This is a genomic window from Halothiobacillus sp. DCM-1 (assembly GCF_045689735.1).
Classification (GTDB): Bacteria; Pseudomonadota; Gammaproteobacteria; order Halothiobacillales; family Halothiobacillaceae; genus Halothiobacillus.
Map to the genome: position 1 here is coordinate 1,608,558 of NZ_CP142685.1, position 14,848 is coordinate 1,623,405.

The window sequence follows — 14,848 nt, forward strand, 5'->3', positions numbered from 1 at the left end:
GCTGTTTCAAGCAGACTGATTCAAATGCGAGTGGCGGTAAGAGTACGCAAAGTACAAAACGAGACCGACCGCCATCCAGAGCAAAAACCGATACCAAGTGATCGCTGGCAGGAACGCCATCAACGCGCCGCAGGAAATGATGCCCAGTACCGGCAGCGTAACGCCAAACGGATTTTTGAACGGGCGCGGTAGATCCGGCTGACGCAGGCGCAGCACGATGACCCCGAGGCACACCAGCACAAACGCGGCGAGCGTGCCGATATTGACCAGTTCGGCCAGTTCGCCCAGCGGCACCAGCCCGGCGACCGCCGACATAAAGACCCCGCAAATCACGATGATGCGGATCGGGGTTTGGGTTTTCTTATTGACCCGGCCAATTTTTGGTGTGATCAAACCATCGCGCGACATGGCAAAAATGATCCGGGTGAGCGCGTAATACAGCACCAGCATCACCGTGGTCAGCCCGGCGATCACCCCAGTGGCGACCAGCGCCGACGCCCAGTTGATGCCCAAAACCTGCAGCGCGTAGGCCACCGGAGAGGACACATTGAGTTCGGTGTACGGGACAATCCCGGTGAGCAAGCCGGAAACGAGGATATACACCACGGTACAGACCGCGAGCGAAGCGATAATGCCAATCGGGACATCGCGTTGCGGGCGGCGCGCCTCTTCCACCGCCGTCGAGACAGCATCGAACCCGACATAGGCAAAAAACACAATGGATGCCCCGGCCAAAATCCCAATCGGCCGACCATCCGCGCCTTGTTCAAACCAGCCAAACGGCATGAACGGCGTCCAGTTTTCCGGCTGGACATGAAATAGCGCCACGACGACGAATACGGTAATGGTCAGGAGCTTGACGAACACCATCGCCACATTGACCCGCGCCGATTCCCGCACCCCCAAAATCAGCAGCCCCATCAGCAGCAGGATGATCAACGAAGCCGGCAGGTTGATGAGCCCCCCCGCCACCGGCGCCTTGGTGAGCATGTCCGGCAAGCCGATCCCGATGGCCGTCAAAGCATTATTGAAGTACCCAGACCAGCCATTGGCCACGGCCGCGACCGACACGGCGTACTCTAGAATCAAATCCCAACCCACCAGCCAGGCCACGAGCTCGCCAAACGCAGCGTAGCTATACCCATAGGCGCTGCCCGAGCCCCCAACCGATGAGGCAAGCTCGGCATAGGCCAAGGCCGCAAAGCCACTGGCCAGCCCCGCCAGCACAAACGACAGAATCACCGCCGGCCCGGAATACACCGCCGCGCCGATGCCCGTGAGCACAAAAATCCCGGTGCCGATGATCGCGCCAATCCCGAGAAAAGTCAGATCAAACGCCCCCAGACATCGATTCAGCCCGGTATCACAAAAAGCGTGCGGGCTCGCGGGCTTGGTGCGGAATAGTCGGGCAGATAAAGACATTGCGGCGCTTCCCTGTCGAATGAACCTCACGGATTCTAACAACAACGATGCACCGAACCGCAAGGTATTCGCGCCGCCCCCAACGGGCAGCGCAGAGTAAACCCGGCAAACTGGGCGCACCGGGGTATAATTTCGCTTTCCTTCATCTGGCAGATTTGCGCATGTCCCGTCAAAACCCGCCCTTAGCCGAACAGCGCCAGGCCGGCACGCCCGAGACCATCACCCAATTCGAGCAGAACCTGGAAGAACTCGAACGCATCGTGCAACGGATGGAACAGGGTGATTTGCGCCTGGAACAGGCACTGCAGGACTATGAACGCGGCATCCTTCTCGCCCGCCAGTGCACGGAGGCATTGAATGCCGCCGAGACCCGGATCAACGCACTGGCGCAAGAACCGCACGGTGCCGATGAAGACCGCCCGTGACTGACGCGTTCACCCAATGGCAGGCGGATTTTCGCCCGCTGTTTGATACGAAGGCTCGCCAGGCGCTCGATCCGCTGCTTGCCGAAGCCCCCGCCCGTCTGGCCGAAGCAATCCACTACGGCGTAGGCAATGGCGGCAAACGCCTACGCCCGATGCTAGTCGCCTTGAGCTACGCCTTGAGCCAAGATCAGCCCCTGCCCGCGCCGGATTCGGCGTTTTTCGCCCCCATTTGGCCTGCGGCCATCGCGCTCGAACTCATCCATAGCTACTCGCTGATTCACGACGATTTGCCGAGTATGGATAACGATGACCTGCGCCGGGGCAAGCCGACCCTGCATCGCGCATTCGACGAGGCAACCGCCATTCTCACCGGAGATGCCCTGCAAACCCTGAGCATTGAACTGCTCGCCCGCTGTGATGCGCACGAGCCGGTTCGCCTGGACTGGATCCGCGATCTCGCCCAAGGCGCCAACCGCATGGTGTTTGGCCAGCATATCGACCTCAACGCCAACCGTTTCGATAGTTTGGAACATCTGCGCGCGCTGCACCGGCTCAAAACCGGCGCCTTGCTCGAAACCGCCGTCCGCCTGGGCGCACGGGCGGCGGGCAATGCTCGGCTCGATGAACTCCTCGCTTTCATTGCCCCGCTGGGGCTCGCCTTCCAGATTCAGGACGACATCCTCGACGCCACCGGCACCGCCGACCGGCTCGGCAAAACCCCCGGCAAAGATGCGGCGGCGGATAAATGTTCTTATGTCACCCTGCTCGGATTGACACGCGCTGAGGCAGAGCGGGACGACTGTCTGACCGCCGCCACCGCCGCACTCGACGCACTGGGCGCGGCCGCCGATCCGCTGCGCGCGCTCGCCGCGTTCGTTGCCCACCGGACCCACTGATGGGCACCTCGAAAAACCGTTGCGGGCTGACGCCAGCTTCGCGTTAGCAAGTTCGAGAGCAAGGAGCCGCGCAGTGAGCAACGAGACATATCAAGTAGATAGGCGAGGCGCGGGCTTGCGCCAGCTCCGCGTTAACGAGCACGCGACACAGCTATCGAACTGCGGGCTAGCGCCAGCTTCGCGTTCAGCAGGTTTTTCTAGGTACCCTGATCATGCCGACATTGCCCCCTGACACCACCCTCTGGCTCGATCAAATTCACAGCCCCGCCGACTTGCGGCGCCTGCCCCGGCGCGTTTTGCCCCAACTGGCGCAAGCGCTCCGTGCAGAACTCATTCAACGGGTGGCCGACACGGGGGGGCATCTCGCCCCCAATCTCGGTGTCGTTGAACTGACCATCGCCCTGCACACCGTCTTCAATACACCGGAAGACCGGCTCGTCTGGGATGTCGGCCACCAGGCCTATGCGCACAAAATCCTCACCGGCCGCCGCGCGGCCATGCCGACCCTGCGCCAACGCAATGGCATCAGTGGCTTTACCCGTCGCGCGGAAAGCCCGTTCGATCCCTTCGGTGCCGGACACTCCAGCACCTCGATCAGCGCCGCACTCGGCATGGCCGTGGCCGCCCAGCTGGCTGGAATCAAACGCCACAGCATCGCCGTGATTGGCGATGGCGCGCTCACCGCCGGGCAAGCCTTTGAGGCACTGAATCACGCGGGCGAACTCAAGTCCGATCTGCTGGTGGTGCTCAATGACAACGACATGAGCATTTCGCGCAATGTCGGTGCCCTGCAACAACACCTCACCCGGCTGCGCAGCAATCCCGTCATCAGCCGCCTGCGCGATGGCGGTCAGTCGCTGCTCGCCCACACCGGCCCCTTGGGCGAGATTTTGGGCAGCACCCGCATGGGGTTGCGCGATGGCGTCAAACACCTGCTCGGCGTCACCAGTCTGTTCGAAGAGCTCGGGTTTAGCTATTTCGGCCCCATCGACGGGCACGATCTGCCCGTCCTGCTCGACACGCTGGATAACCTCAAGCAGCAATCGGGTCCGCGCCTGCTGCATGTCATCACCCAGAAAGGTCGGGGCTTCAATCCCGCCGAGCTCGATCCGATCCGGTTCCACGGCGTCGGCAAGTTTGATCCGAAAATCGAGCCCCAGCCGATCCCCCCCCAGGGGCAGAGCTGGACGCAGACATTCGCCGACTGGCTGGAACGCCAGGCGCATCGCCCGGAGCTGGCGGTCATCACCCCGGCGATGATCGAAGGCTCGGGGCTGGCTCGATTTGCCGCCCGCCACCCAGCGCGCTGCTTTGATGTCGGCATTGCCGAACAGCATGCCGTCACCTTCGCTGGCGGACTGGCGGCCGAAGGACTGCATCCCATCGTGGCGATTTACTCCACCTTTCTGCAGCGCGCCTGGGATCAACTGATTCACGACATCGCCCTGCAAAACCTGCCCGTACTGTTCGCGGTCGATCGCGCCGGGCAAGTCGGTCCCGATGGCGCCACGCACGCGGGCAGCTTCGATCTCGCCTTCGGCCAGGCCGTGCCGAATCTGGCCATCGCCGCCCCCAGCGACCGGCGCGAACTCATCACCCTGCTCGATACCGCCTACGCGCTCCCCGGCCCCGCCCTGGTGCGTTATCCGCGCGGCGAATGCCCGGAGGATCTCGGCGGTGAACCGCCGGATCACCCCTTCGGGCTGCGGGTGCGCCAGCGTGCCGAGACCACCGCCCAGAGTCTGCTCGTCATCGCCCTGGGTGCGCCGGTCAGCCTTGCGCTGCACGCGGCGGAACATCTGCCCGCGACCGTCGTCGATTTGCGCTGGGCCAAACCCATCGACTGGCCCGCCTTACTGCCGCTCATGACCAGCCACGCCGCCTGGCTGGTGGTCGAAGAGGGCAGCGCCCTCGGCGGCATTGGCGCCACCCTCATTGCCGAAGCGGCGCTGCAAGGGATTTTCCGGCCGGTTCGACGGTTCGCCATCCCCGATCGGTTCATCGAGCACGGCAGCCGCGAACAATGCCTTGCAGACTGTGGGCTTGAAACCGTGCAGTTAACCCATACGATGACGGAATTACTCCGTCAGGTTGCGCCCCGATGACCCTCACCGCCGACATGATCACCCAGCAGCTCGCCCGTCCCGCGCATTTCGCGCTGACCGTTTCGGTCGATTTCGCCGCCGCGCACCGGCTGTTCGGCTACGAGGGCAACTGTGCCCGCCTGCACGGGCACAACTGGAAAGTGATCGTCGAAGTCAGTGGACAACGGCTCGATAGCGTCGGCATGGTGCTCGACTTCAAAGCCATCAAAGCCGCCGCGCGCGCGGCGGCCAAAACGCTGGATCATTACTATCTCAACGAGATCCCGCCGTTCGATACCCTGAACCCCACCGCCGAACACATCGCCGTCTGGTTTTTCCTCGAACTCAGTCAGGCGCTCAATACCGAGCAGGCGCGGGTCAGTGCCATCACCATTTGGGAAAATGAAGTCTCCGCGGTCACCTACCGCGCTTGACCGCTTCGCTACACTCAATACAGCCCTACTTCAGGAATTTCGCCCATGACCGCTTGCGCCATGCCCGATGTGCAATCCAGCCGCGACCAACGCAATATCATCATCGATCAAGTCGGCATTCGCGCCCTGCGTCACCCGATCGTCATTCAGGACGGTGAGCGCCAACAGGCCAGCGTGGCCGAGTGTGAACTCACCGTCACCCTGCCCGCCGAGCAGAAAGGCACCCACATGTCGCGCTTTGTGGCACTGCTCAATGAAACCTCACCGCTGACGCTCTCGCTCGCCAGCCTGCCGCAATGGCTCGAACGCATGGCCGAACGCCTGCACGCCACCCAGGCGGCCGTTACCTTTCGCCTGCCCTATTTCGTCAATAAAGCCGCGCCGGTTTCCGGCCAGCAGGCGTTGATGGATTACCAGCTGGGATTGATCGGCCACCTCACGCCAACCGGGGTGGAAACCCGGATTGAACTGACCGTGCCGGTGACGAGCCTCTGCCCCTGCTCCAAGGAAATTTCCGCCTATGGCGCCCATAACCAACGCTCGCACATCACGGTGACCGCGCGCGTGGCCGACCCGACGCTGCGCATCGACGCGCTGATCGCCCGCATCGAAGCGCAAGGCTCCTGTCAGTTGTGGGGGCTGCTCAAACGGCCCGATGAAAAATTCATCACCGAATACGCCTTCGATCACCCCAAATTTGTCGAAGACATGATTCGCGATGTGGCCGGCACCCTGGCCGAGAGTCCGGAACTCAACGGCTATCGGGTCACCGTCGAAAATTTCGAATCCATCCATAACCACTCGGCCTGGGCGATCATCGACCGGCTGTAACCAACCCACCCGCGCCAGCACAAACCGGCGTAAGATGGACACACCACAACGGTGTGAGGGTCAGGGAAACGACCATGCCTCTGGAATTATTCGTGTTGTTCTTTGCGGCCGGGCTGATGAGTTTCGTCGCTCTGCACCACGCCGCGAGCAACCTAACAAAAAAAGCGCCACAGCAAAGCCTCTTTGCCGTGATGATTCTGCTCGTGGTGCCCTTGTCGATATTCCAGGCCTGGATGATTCAGTCCAGCAGCATCGAGGACTACCTCCTCGCCCTGCGGCTGAATATCACCGCCGCGCTGTTATTTGCGGTCTTGTTGCCGTGGTTCATCCGTTATCAAACCGGCTACCGCGCCCTCTGGCAGCCGGTCATCAGCGGGCTGCTGCTGCTCTTTATCTTCCTTAACTGGTGGGAACCCCATACGCTGCAGTACGGCACGGCCGATCGTCTAACCTACGCCACCCTGCCCTGGGGCGAGCGCGTCGCCCAGTTGTCCGGCAGCCAGAACCCCTGGGGTTATGCCGCGATTGCCGTCATTCTGGCAGATTACCTCCTTTCCTTGGCGGCACTCGTTCAACACTACCGCGCTAAGCCGCGGTGGTTAACGATTGGGCTCATCTTCGGATTACTCCTTTCCCTGGTCGCCACCGGGCTGGGCATCAGCATTCGTCTGGGCTGGCTGGATTGGCCACTCCCCGGCCCACTCGGCTTTTTGGGCATGGTGCTGGTGATGAGCCTGTCGTTGTCGATTTCCAGCCGGCACGAACTGCAACGATCCGAACAACGGTTTCGCGCCCTGGTCGAACAATCGCCTTATGGCATTCAGCTCGTGGATGCTACCGGTATGCTGGTTCTGTGCAACCCCGCCTGGCAGCGACTGCGGGGGATGATCGCCAATGATTTTGTCGCCGGCCCGATTCAGCGCGACCATTATGTTCTGCGGCAGGGGCTGATACCCTATATTGAACGCGCCCTGCGCGGCGAAACGGTTGATGTGCCCGCGCGCCCCTGGGACACCGGTCATGCTCCGACGACCGTCTGGATCCATACCAAAATCAGCCCGATCCGGGACGATGCCGGTCATCTCAGCCATATTCTGCTCGTGCACGAAAATATCAGCGCACAAAAGCAGATGGAACTGGCCATTCACCGGATCGCGGCCTCGGTTGCCTCGTCCAGCGATGATGCTTTCTTTGAACAGATGGCGCGGCACATGAGCGAAGTGTTTCGCGTGCCCGCCGTGCTCATTGCCCATTGGGATCACACCCGGCTGCACTGGTTGGCGCATGCCGGCATCGACCCCTTGCCAACCGGGCTGCCCGAACGCATCCCCACCATCGAACCGCCGCCCGGCAACGAGCTTCAGCGTCTGGAGGATGATCCCCATTGGGTCGACGCCCTGGCACCGTTAGGATTCGCCCATCTCCAAGTGGTGCTGCTCAATGACCACCGCCAGCAGCGCGTCGGATATCTGGTGCTGCTCCACCATCAACCGCTCGATACCAAACCACTCAATACCGAATTGCTGTCCATCTTCGCCGCGCGCGCCAGCGCGGAATTGCAGCGGCAGGCTGCCGACCGGCACATCCGGGCGCTCGCCTACCAGGATGAACTCACGGGGCTGTGTAACCGCGCCTGCCTGCGTGAACGGCTGACTGCCGCGCTGCAAACCACCGAGACCAGCACACACTATGGCGCGCTCATCCTGATGGATCTCGATCACTTCAAGCTCATCAATGAGGCGCTCGGCCATGATGCGGGCGACACGCTGCTGCAGGCGCTCACCGCACAACTGCAAACCCTGTTGCCCCCGCATATCCTGTTGAGCCGGGTGGGCGGTGATGAATTTGCTCTGTTCATCCCACCCAAGGCACCGGATTTCAATACCGCTGAACGCGATGCCGCGCAGCTCTGCCAGCAGATTCTGAATCTGTTGAGTACTCCGCTACAGACGCAAGCGCGGCAATTCTCGGTGAATGCCAGCTTGGGGTTTATCGTCATCACCCCGGAAACGACCGACGCCAACACCGTGCTCAGCCAAGTAGAACTGGCGTTGTATCAGGCCAAGAACCTCGGGCGGAACAATGTTCAGCCGTATGTTCCCGCGCTGCAAACCGCCGTCGAGCGCCGCCTGTCTCTCGAAGAAGGCTTGCGTCCGGCACTCGACCGGGCCGAGTTTCATCTGGTTTACCAACCCCAGGTCAATGCCGCGGGTCAATTTCTGGGCGCCGAGGTGCTCCTGCGCTGGCAGCATCCGGTGCTCGGCAACATTGCGCCCACAGAATTCATTCCGCTGGCCGAAGAATCTGGCCTGATCCATCCCATCGGGCTGTGGGTATTCGATACCGCATGCCGAACACTGGCCGCCTGGCTGAACCAACAGGTTCCCTTTTTCGGTCACCTCGCCATCAATGTCAGCGCGTGGCAACTCGCCGATGTCTCGTTTGTCGGGAAAGTACACAGCATTTTGCGAACGCACGGCATCGACCCGCGCTGGATCATGCTCGAAATCACGGAGTCAATGCTCCTGCAAAACCCGCAGGAAGCCATCGACCGGTTGCACACCCTCCGCGACCTGGGGCTGCGGATTTCGCTGGACGACTTCGGCACCGGCTACTCGTCACTGGCCTATCTCAAGGATTTGCCGCTCGATCAGCTCAAGATCGACAAATCTTTCATCGATGAATTGCAGCAAAAAAACCACCACCCCCTGATCGAAAGCATGTATGCCATCGCCGAACACATGGCGCTGACCGTGGTGGCCGAAGGGGTGGAAACCGAACAGCAATGCCAAACGCTCATCCGCATGGGGGCACAGAGTTTTCAGGGGTATCTGTTCAGCAAACCCTTGACGGAAGCGGACTTTTTGCGCTGGCTAGATCAACACCCACATGTGCTCTAAGGCCGCGCTGGCTCAACCCGCGCAGACTGGGCCAAACACCCGGCGGGCATTGGCATCGAGCGTGGCCGCCAGCGAATCGGGTGCCAGCCCCCGCAGCGCAGCCAGTGCCCGTAGGGTTTCCGGCAGAAAGGCCGGCTCATTCACCGCGCCCAAATGCGCAGCGCCCGGCTGAAACGGCGCATCGGATTCCAGCAACAACGCCTCGACCGGCAAAGCTGCCAACATCGACCGCAGCCGGTTCGCGCGCGGATGGGTCAGCGCCGCACCCACCCCAAGGCAGAACCCCGCCTCGATCAATCGCTCCGCTTGCTGGCGCGAGCCGGTAAAGCCATGCACCACGCCGGTCAGACCGGGATGCCGCCGCAACGCAACACTCAACAAATCCGCCGTCTTGCGTTCATGCAACACCACCGGCAAACGCAGCGCCTCGGCCACCGCCAATTGACCGGCCAATAACGCCTGCTGCGCGGGCAGGGTCGCCGGCGCATGCACGGCATCCAGCCCGATCTCGCCGATCGCTACCACCGGCAGACTCGCCGCCGCAATCGCCGCCGTCAGGCGAGTCGGAATCTCCGCCGCCGCCACCTGCTCGACCCACCAGGGATGCACCCCCAGCGCCAGTCCGACCCGACTGCCCACCGCGTGCGCGGATTGCGCCGCCGCTTCGGCGGCCGACCATTGATCGGGGTGCGTGCCCATCGTGATGACGGCGTGAACCCCGGCGGCCAGCCAGCGCGCGGGCGCGGCGGGACAACGCGCCAACAGCGCATCGAGGTGACAGTGGGTATCAATCATCGGCCAATCTCCGATCTGCCCGGCGCGTTTGCCTCGATGGGCACTCAATTATTTCGGTATTCTGCCGACTCATGGCGTAATCATGGCGTATTCGTTCATGGCCTATACATTGGCAACTCATTGAAGCCCCTTCGTGGAGGCTCGGAATCAGGAGCACAACCGTTGAATCCTACAACCCTGATTGGCATCGTTGGTGGCTTTGGGCTGGTGATCGGCGCCATTTTTCTGTCGTCGAACCATGTCGGGGATTATTTCAATCTCCCCAGCCTGTTGTTGGTGCTGGGGGGCACCGTGGCCGCCACCCTGATCAGTTATCCGTTGCACGAAGTCGTGCGCGTATTCCAGGTGTTTACCATTGTCCTGCGCAACGAACGGTTGTACGCCGAACGCGACATTATCGAGCTCGTCGAAGTCGCCAAGCTCAAGTTTCAAGGGCAAATCAACCGCGCCGATGAAAAACTCTCCGGCATCAAAAACCCATTTTTGCGGACCGGCGTGCAGATGGTGCTCGATGGCGCCAGCACCGATGACATTACCACTCTGCTGCAATGGCGCATCGGCCGCATGCGCGCCCGCGAACGCGCCGAAGCACAGATTTTCCGCACCATGGCGGCCTTCGCGCCCGCCTTCGGCATGCTCGGCACCCTGCTCGGGCTGATCAATATGCTGCACGCGATGGATGCCGCGCACTTCGCCGCGATTGGCGCCAATATGGCGCTGGCGCTAGTGACGACACTGTATGGCATTCTGCTGTCCAACATGATTTTCAAGCCCATCGCGCTTAAGCTGGAGCGGCGTACCGAACAACGGGTGATGGTCATGAACATGATGGTTGAAGGCGTGATGCTGATGCAGCAGCAACGCTCCCCGGCCTTCATCCGTGAAACGCTGCAATCTTTCCTCGCACAAAGCGAGGACGAGCTGCGTGAAGACACCCAACGCAAACGCGCTGGTCGCTGAGCATGGCCACCCCGCCCCCCCCGATAGGCACTGCCGAAGAAACCGCCGCCATCGAAGCGATTCAGGCGGAAATGTCTCGGGTCGCCCAACAACAGGCCCAGACACGCCCCTGGCACGAAGGCTGGGAAGATGACAGCAAGCTGATCGAAGATGATCAATCCTTCTGGCTCATCACCATGGTCGATTTGATGACCCTGCTGCTGACCATGTTTGTGCTGCTCGCCGCCTACGCCTATCAAAGCAAGTCCACGCAGGAACCGCTGCCCAGTAGCAGTGGTAGCACGCACGAAGCCGCCCCCGTCGATCAAACCCTGCACACCACGCTGGGGCCGGCACCGAGCGCCTCGCCCACCCCAGGGCAGACGCCTTCCCAGGGCAAGATTCCGCAGGCCGGTAATGCCCTGATCGGCTCCGCCGATACCCACCCGCCGCACACACCGGCTGAACCCACCGCCAACCCGCCTGCACCGTTGGCGCCCCTGCCGCCGTCGGACACCCTCAGCCCCAATGCCCGCGCACTGTTTTCCGGGCTGGGGAATGCCGTGGATGTTTCCGTGGTCAAAGGGCGCATCAACCTGCGCGTGAAGGACAACATCCTGTTCACCTCGGGCGATGCCACCCTCTCGCCCGCCGGTGCCCGGGTCATCGACCAGCTCGCCACCCGGCTGCAATCCGGGGATTACCCCATCGCGGTGCAGGGTCATACCGACGATAAACCCATCCACACGGCGCAGTTTCCTTCCAACTGGGAGCTTTCCGCGGCCCGCGCGGCCGCCGTCGTCCAGCAACTCATCGCGCAGGGCGTCGCCGCGAACCGGCTCTCTGCCGTCGGGCTGGCCGATACCCAACCGATCGCCCCCAATGACACCGCGCAAGGCAGGGCAGAAAACCGCCGGGTCGATATTGAACTGCAACTGCCCCCGGAACTCCTCAACGGAGCCAAGCCATGACGACTGCAACCGCGCCCTGGACACTGCATCCCACCCTGCTCAAGGACTCCATCCCCATCATCGACCTGCCGGTCTGCTCGGTGCGGTTGCTGGATGACTGCCGGTTTCCCTGGGTCATCCTGATCCCGCGCCACCCGAATCTCAGCCAATGGACGGACATCCCGCTCACGCTGCAGCATGACCTCCTCGACGAAATTGCCCGAGTCAATGCAGCGCTGCAAACCCGCTATCTGCCCGATCGACTGAATCACGGCGTGATTGGCAACCTCGTGCCACAGCTACATATTCATTGCGTCGTGCGCTATATCCACGATGAAGCCTGGCCCGGTGTGGTCTGGGGATTCGGCACGCGCCGCCCCTATTCGGCGCTGAAACGGTTGGCCGAGGCGCACGCACTTGCCGCTTTACTCCGTCAGCCTTCTGCCGCACACTCTTGACGCTGTCGCGCAGGCTCCGGTTTGGGCACCGGCCAGATCAAATGACAGCGTGGTCACCCACCGCCCTCGTATTGAATCCATAAGGACTTTGGCTCATGCGCATCTCACTGCCCCTGCAATTCATCCTGTTTCTCGGGCTACAAATTGCCCTGTCGATCGGTCTGGTGTTTTATCTCAACAGCCTGGCCACCAGTAATTATCAAAGCCTGTCGCGCGCCACGGCCGGATTTGTCGAAGCCAGCAAATCGATTGAAAGCTTGAGACAAAGCTTCGCCCGCAGCAGCAACGAAATCGAAGCCATCAGCAACCGGTTCGGTAATGGCGAACGCATCGATGTGCGCGACCAGGCACTCGCCCTGCAACAACTGGCCGCGGCCATCCGCAACGATGCCGGCCTCAACGGCCTGCGTGACAGTCTGGGCGGCGATGCCACCGCGCTCGCCAAACAAATCGATCAACAGGCGCAAACGCTCATCACGGCCGCCGCCCGTGCGGCCAATGCGGCACCGAATGAGGTCGCCCTGTTACAGAACGAACTGCGCCAGCAACGCAGCCAGATCATGGTTCAAGGATTCGGCGCCCTCATCAATGCGGCCAATCGCAGCCTGGAAACGACGCTGGGCATGCTGCGCGGCACGACGGAAAGCACGAGCCACCAATACCTCACGCTGCTGATCATCTTCATCGTGCTGCAATTCGCCTTGATGGCAACGGCCTTCTGGCTGCTCAATCACCAACTCCGGCAACTGGCGAATGTGACCGACCGCCTGATCGAAGGTGAAGCCACCGCCGCCCTGCCGCAGCAAAAGCGTGCCGACCAGATTGGCCGGCTGGCGCGCGCCGTCCAGCAATTCCGCACCACGCTGATCACGCTGTCCGATTCACGGGAACAGCTCAAAGCCATTCTCAAAAAACACGACGACGAGACGATGCAGCGCCGCCGGGCGGAAAAACAACTGCAACTCTCTGCCTCCGTCTTCGACAATGTGCAGGAAGCGGTGCTGCTGACCGACATCAGCGGCCATGTCACCCGCGCCAATACCGCCGCGCAAACCCTGCTCAAACAAAATGACAAACAACTGGCCAGCCGCCCGCTGCTCGAAACTCTGCTGGGCGTCGATTCCGCAGTCATCGCCCCACTCTGGCAGCAGGTTCTCGAACAGGGCTATTGGCTGGGCGAAGTGAGTTTCACTCCGGAACGCGCCACCCCGATCGTCGCCCAAGTATCGATCAAGCGGGTCGGTGAGCCACGGGAAGGCAAGGGGCATGTAATTTTCGTATTGAACGATCACACCGAGATGCGCCGCCGCGAACAGGAGATGAAATTCCTGGCCGAGCAGGACACGGTCACCACCTTGTTCAATCGGCACTACTTCGTCGCGGAAGGCAATCGCCGGCTCGAAGCCAACCCACGGCAGGCGCTGGGCATCGTGCTGATCGGGCTCGACAGCTTCCGCGCCGTCAACGACGCCCTGGGGCATCGCGACGGCGACCGGATTCTGTACGAAGTGGGTCAGCGCCTCCTTGCGGTCGTCGGCAACGAAGCCACCCTGGCGCGCGTCGGCGGGGATGAATTCGCATTCTATGTCGTCCCCCGCAGCGACGCCGTGGAAGATACGCGTCAAGTCGCCGAAGCCGCGCTTCAAGCGATTCGGGAAACCCTGAGCCTCAATAGCTACCATATTGCCCTCAAGGCCAGCGGCGGCATCAGCACCTATCCGCTCGATGGAGACAACATCGAGGACTTGCTCAAAACCAACGAAATCGCCCTCTCCACCGCCAAGGCCGAAGGCGGCAATCAGCTGTATGTCCACGGCGCCAAGGTGCAAAACCAGGCGCGCCGCCGGTTCATGCTGCAACAGGCGCTGGAAAAAGCCTTGGGCAACCGGGAGCTCCGCCTCGCCTACCAGCCACAGGTCGCGCTCGCTAATGGACAAATCAGCGGCTTTGAGGTGTTGATGCGCTGGCGCCACGGTGGCGAATGGATCACCCCGGGCGAGTTCATCCCCCTGGCCGAGGAAACCGATCTGATCGTGCGCTACACCGAATGGGCGCTGAGCGAAGGGGCAAAACGCGTGCGCGAATGGCAACGCCAGACCGAGCAAACCTTCCACCTCTCCGTCAATTTGCCGCCCCGGCTCTTGCTGGTGGATAAAATCGACCAGCGCCTGGCCGCGATCGCCAAACCCAGCGGCCTGCCGCTCTCCACCATCACCCTGGAAATCACGGAATCCAGTTTCGGCAATGACCCGGCGCTCATGACATCCCAACTGAAAAAGCTCGCCATGCAAGGCTTCAGCATCGCGATTGACGACTTCGGCACCGGCTACTCCTCGCTTGCTTACCTTAGTCAACTGCCGATCTCGAAAATCAAGATCGACAAGAAATTTGTCGATCTCATCACCGATGACAAAGAGTCCTGCAAGCTCGTCGCCTCCATCTTGGCGATGGCCAAATCACTCGAACTCGATATCGTCGTCGAAGGGGTGGAACGCCCGGAACAGCTCATCCAACTCAAACGCTTTGATACCCGGATGGATATTCAGGGCTTCGTGTTCGACCCGCCACAAAACGAGGATTACTGGGAAGGGCTGTTCATGAATGGCGAACCTCATGCCTATGAGGTGCCCTGAGACAACCCGAATCAGAAAACGCGCATCAGAAAACGCATATTGACAACCAACTTCGCCGGTCGCGCCGCGGCATCCCTGCCC

Annotated in this window: 12 protein-coding genes; 10 read left to right on the top strand and 2 right to left on the bottom strand. The window is 61.6% G+C overall.

Annotated elements, in window-relative coordinates; all coding sequences use genetic code 11:
* Positions 1-6: 6 nt before the first annotated feature.
* Positions 7-1,422 (bottom strand): amino acid permease, encoded by a 1,416-nt coding sequence (locus VOI35_RS07485; protein ID WP_407275439.1) that lies wholly within the window; start codon positions 1,420-1,422, stop codon positions 7-9.
* A gap of 161 nt (positions 1,423-1,583) precedes the next feature.
* Between VOI35_RS07485 and VOI35_RS07490 the strand changes: the two genes are divergently transcribed.
* The 6 genes from VOI35_RS07490 to VOI35_RS07515 all read left to right on the top strand — a co-directional run bounded on the left by VOI35_RS07490 (position 1,584) and on the right by VOI35_RS07515 (position 8,992).
* Positions 1,584-1,847, top strand: a complete 264-nt coding sequence (locus VOI35_RS07490) for an exodeoxyribonuclease VII small subunit (protein WP_407275440.1) — start codon at positions 1,584-1,586, stop codon at positions 1,845-1,847.
* Positions 1,844-2,743 carry a polyprenyl synthetase family protein gene (locus VOI35_RS07495; RefSeq protein WP_407275441.1) on the top strand — a complete coding sequence of 300 codons (900 nt, stop codon included), beginning with the start codon at positions 1,844-1,846 and terminating at the stop codon, positions 2,741-2,743. Before VOI35_RS07490 ends, VOI35_RS07495 begins: the two co-directional genes overlap by 4 nt.
* A gap of 212 nt (positions 2,744-2,955) precedes the next feature.
* A complete protein-coding gene (dxs, locus tag VOI35_RS07500; protein ID WP_407275442.1) occupies positions 2,956-4,848 on the top strand; it encodes a 1-deoxy-D-xylulose-5-phosphate synthase in 1,893 nt (630 codons plus the stop codon).
* A complete protein-coding gene (gene queD / locus VOI35_RS07505) occupies positions 4,845-5,261 on the top strand; it encodes a 6-carboxytetrahydropterin synthase QueD (protein ID WP_407275443.1) in 417 nt (138 codons plus the stop codon). Before dxs ends, queD begins: the two co-directional genes overlap by 4 nt.
* Positions 5,262-5,306: 45 nt before the next feature.
* Positions 5,307-6,092: a GTP cyclohydrolase FolE2 gene (gene folE2 / locus VOI35_RS07510; protein WP_407275444.1), complete on the top strand. Its 786-nt coding sequence runs from the start codon at positions 5,307-5,309 to the stop codon at positions 6,090-6,092.
* A 74-nt stretch (positions 6,093-6,166) separates the two neighbouring features.
* Complete coding sequence (locus tag VOI35_RS07515; protein ID WP_407275445.1) at positions 6,167-8,992, top strand: EAL domain-containing protein; 2,826 nt, start codon at positions 6,167-6,169, stop codon at positions 8,990-8,992.
* Positions 8,993-9,004: 12 nt separating this feature from the next.
* Here VOI35_RS07515 and VOI35_RS07520 read toward each other — a convergent pair whose 3' ends face one another.
* Positions 9,005-9,787: a TatD family hydrolase gene (locus VOI35_RS07520; protein ID WP_407275446.1), complete on the bottom strand. Its 783-nt coding sequence runs from the start codon at positions 9,785-9,787 to the stop codon at positions 9,005-9,007.
* A 162-nt stretch (positions 9,788-9,949) separates the two neighbouring features.
* Between VOI35_RS07520 and VOI35_RS07525 the strand changes: the two genes are divergently transcribed.
* The 4 genes from VOI35_RS07525 to VOI35_RS07540 all read left to right on the top strand — a co-directional run bounded on the left by VOI35_RS07525 (position 9,950) and on the right by VOI35_RS07540 (position 14,767).
* Entirely contained in the window at positions 9,950-10,747 is a 798-nt protein-coding gene (locus tag VOI35_RS07525; RefSeq protein WP_407275447.1) for a motility protein A, read from the top strand.
* Positions 10,748-10,749: 2 nt separating this feature from the next.
* Positions 10,750-11,697, top strand: a complete 948-nt coding sequence (locus tag VOI35_RS07530; RefSeq protein WP_407275448.1) for an OmpA family protein — start codon at positions 10,750-10,752, stop codon at positions 11,695-11,697.
* Positions 11,694-12,134, top strand: a complete 441-nt coding sequence (locus VOI35_RS07535; protein ID WP_407275449.1) for an HIT domain-containing protein — start codon at positions 11,694-11,696, stop codon at positions 12,132-12,134. The genes VOI35_RS07530 and VOI35_RS07535 overlap by 4 nt, the downstream gene beginning before the upstream one ends.
* Positions 12,135-12,229: 95 nt before the next feature.
* Positions 12,230-14,767 (top strand): EAL domain-containing protein, encoded by a 2,538-nt coding sequence (locus VOI35_RS07540; protein WP_407275450.1) that lies wholly within the window; start codon positions 12,230-12,232, stop codon positions 14,765-14,767.
* The last annotated feature ends 81 nt before the right edge of the window (positions 14,768-14,848 follow it).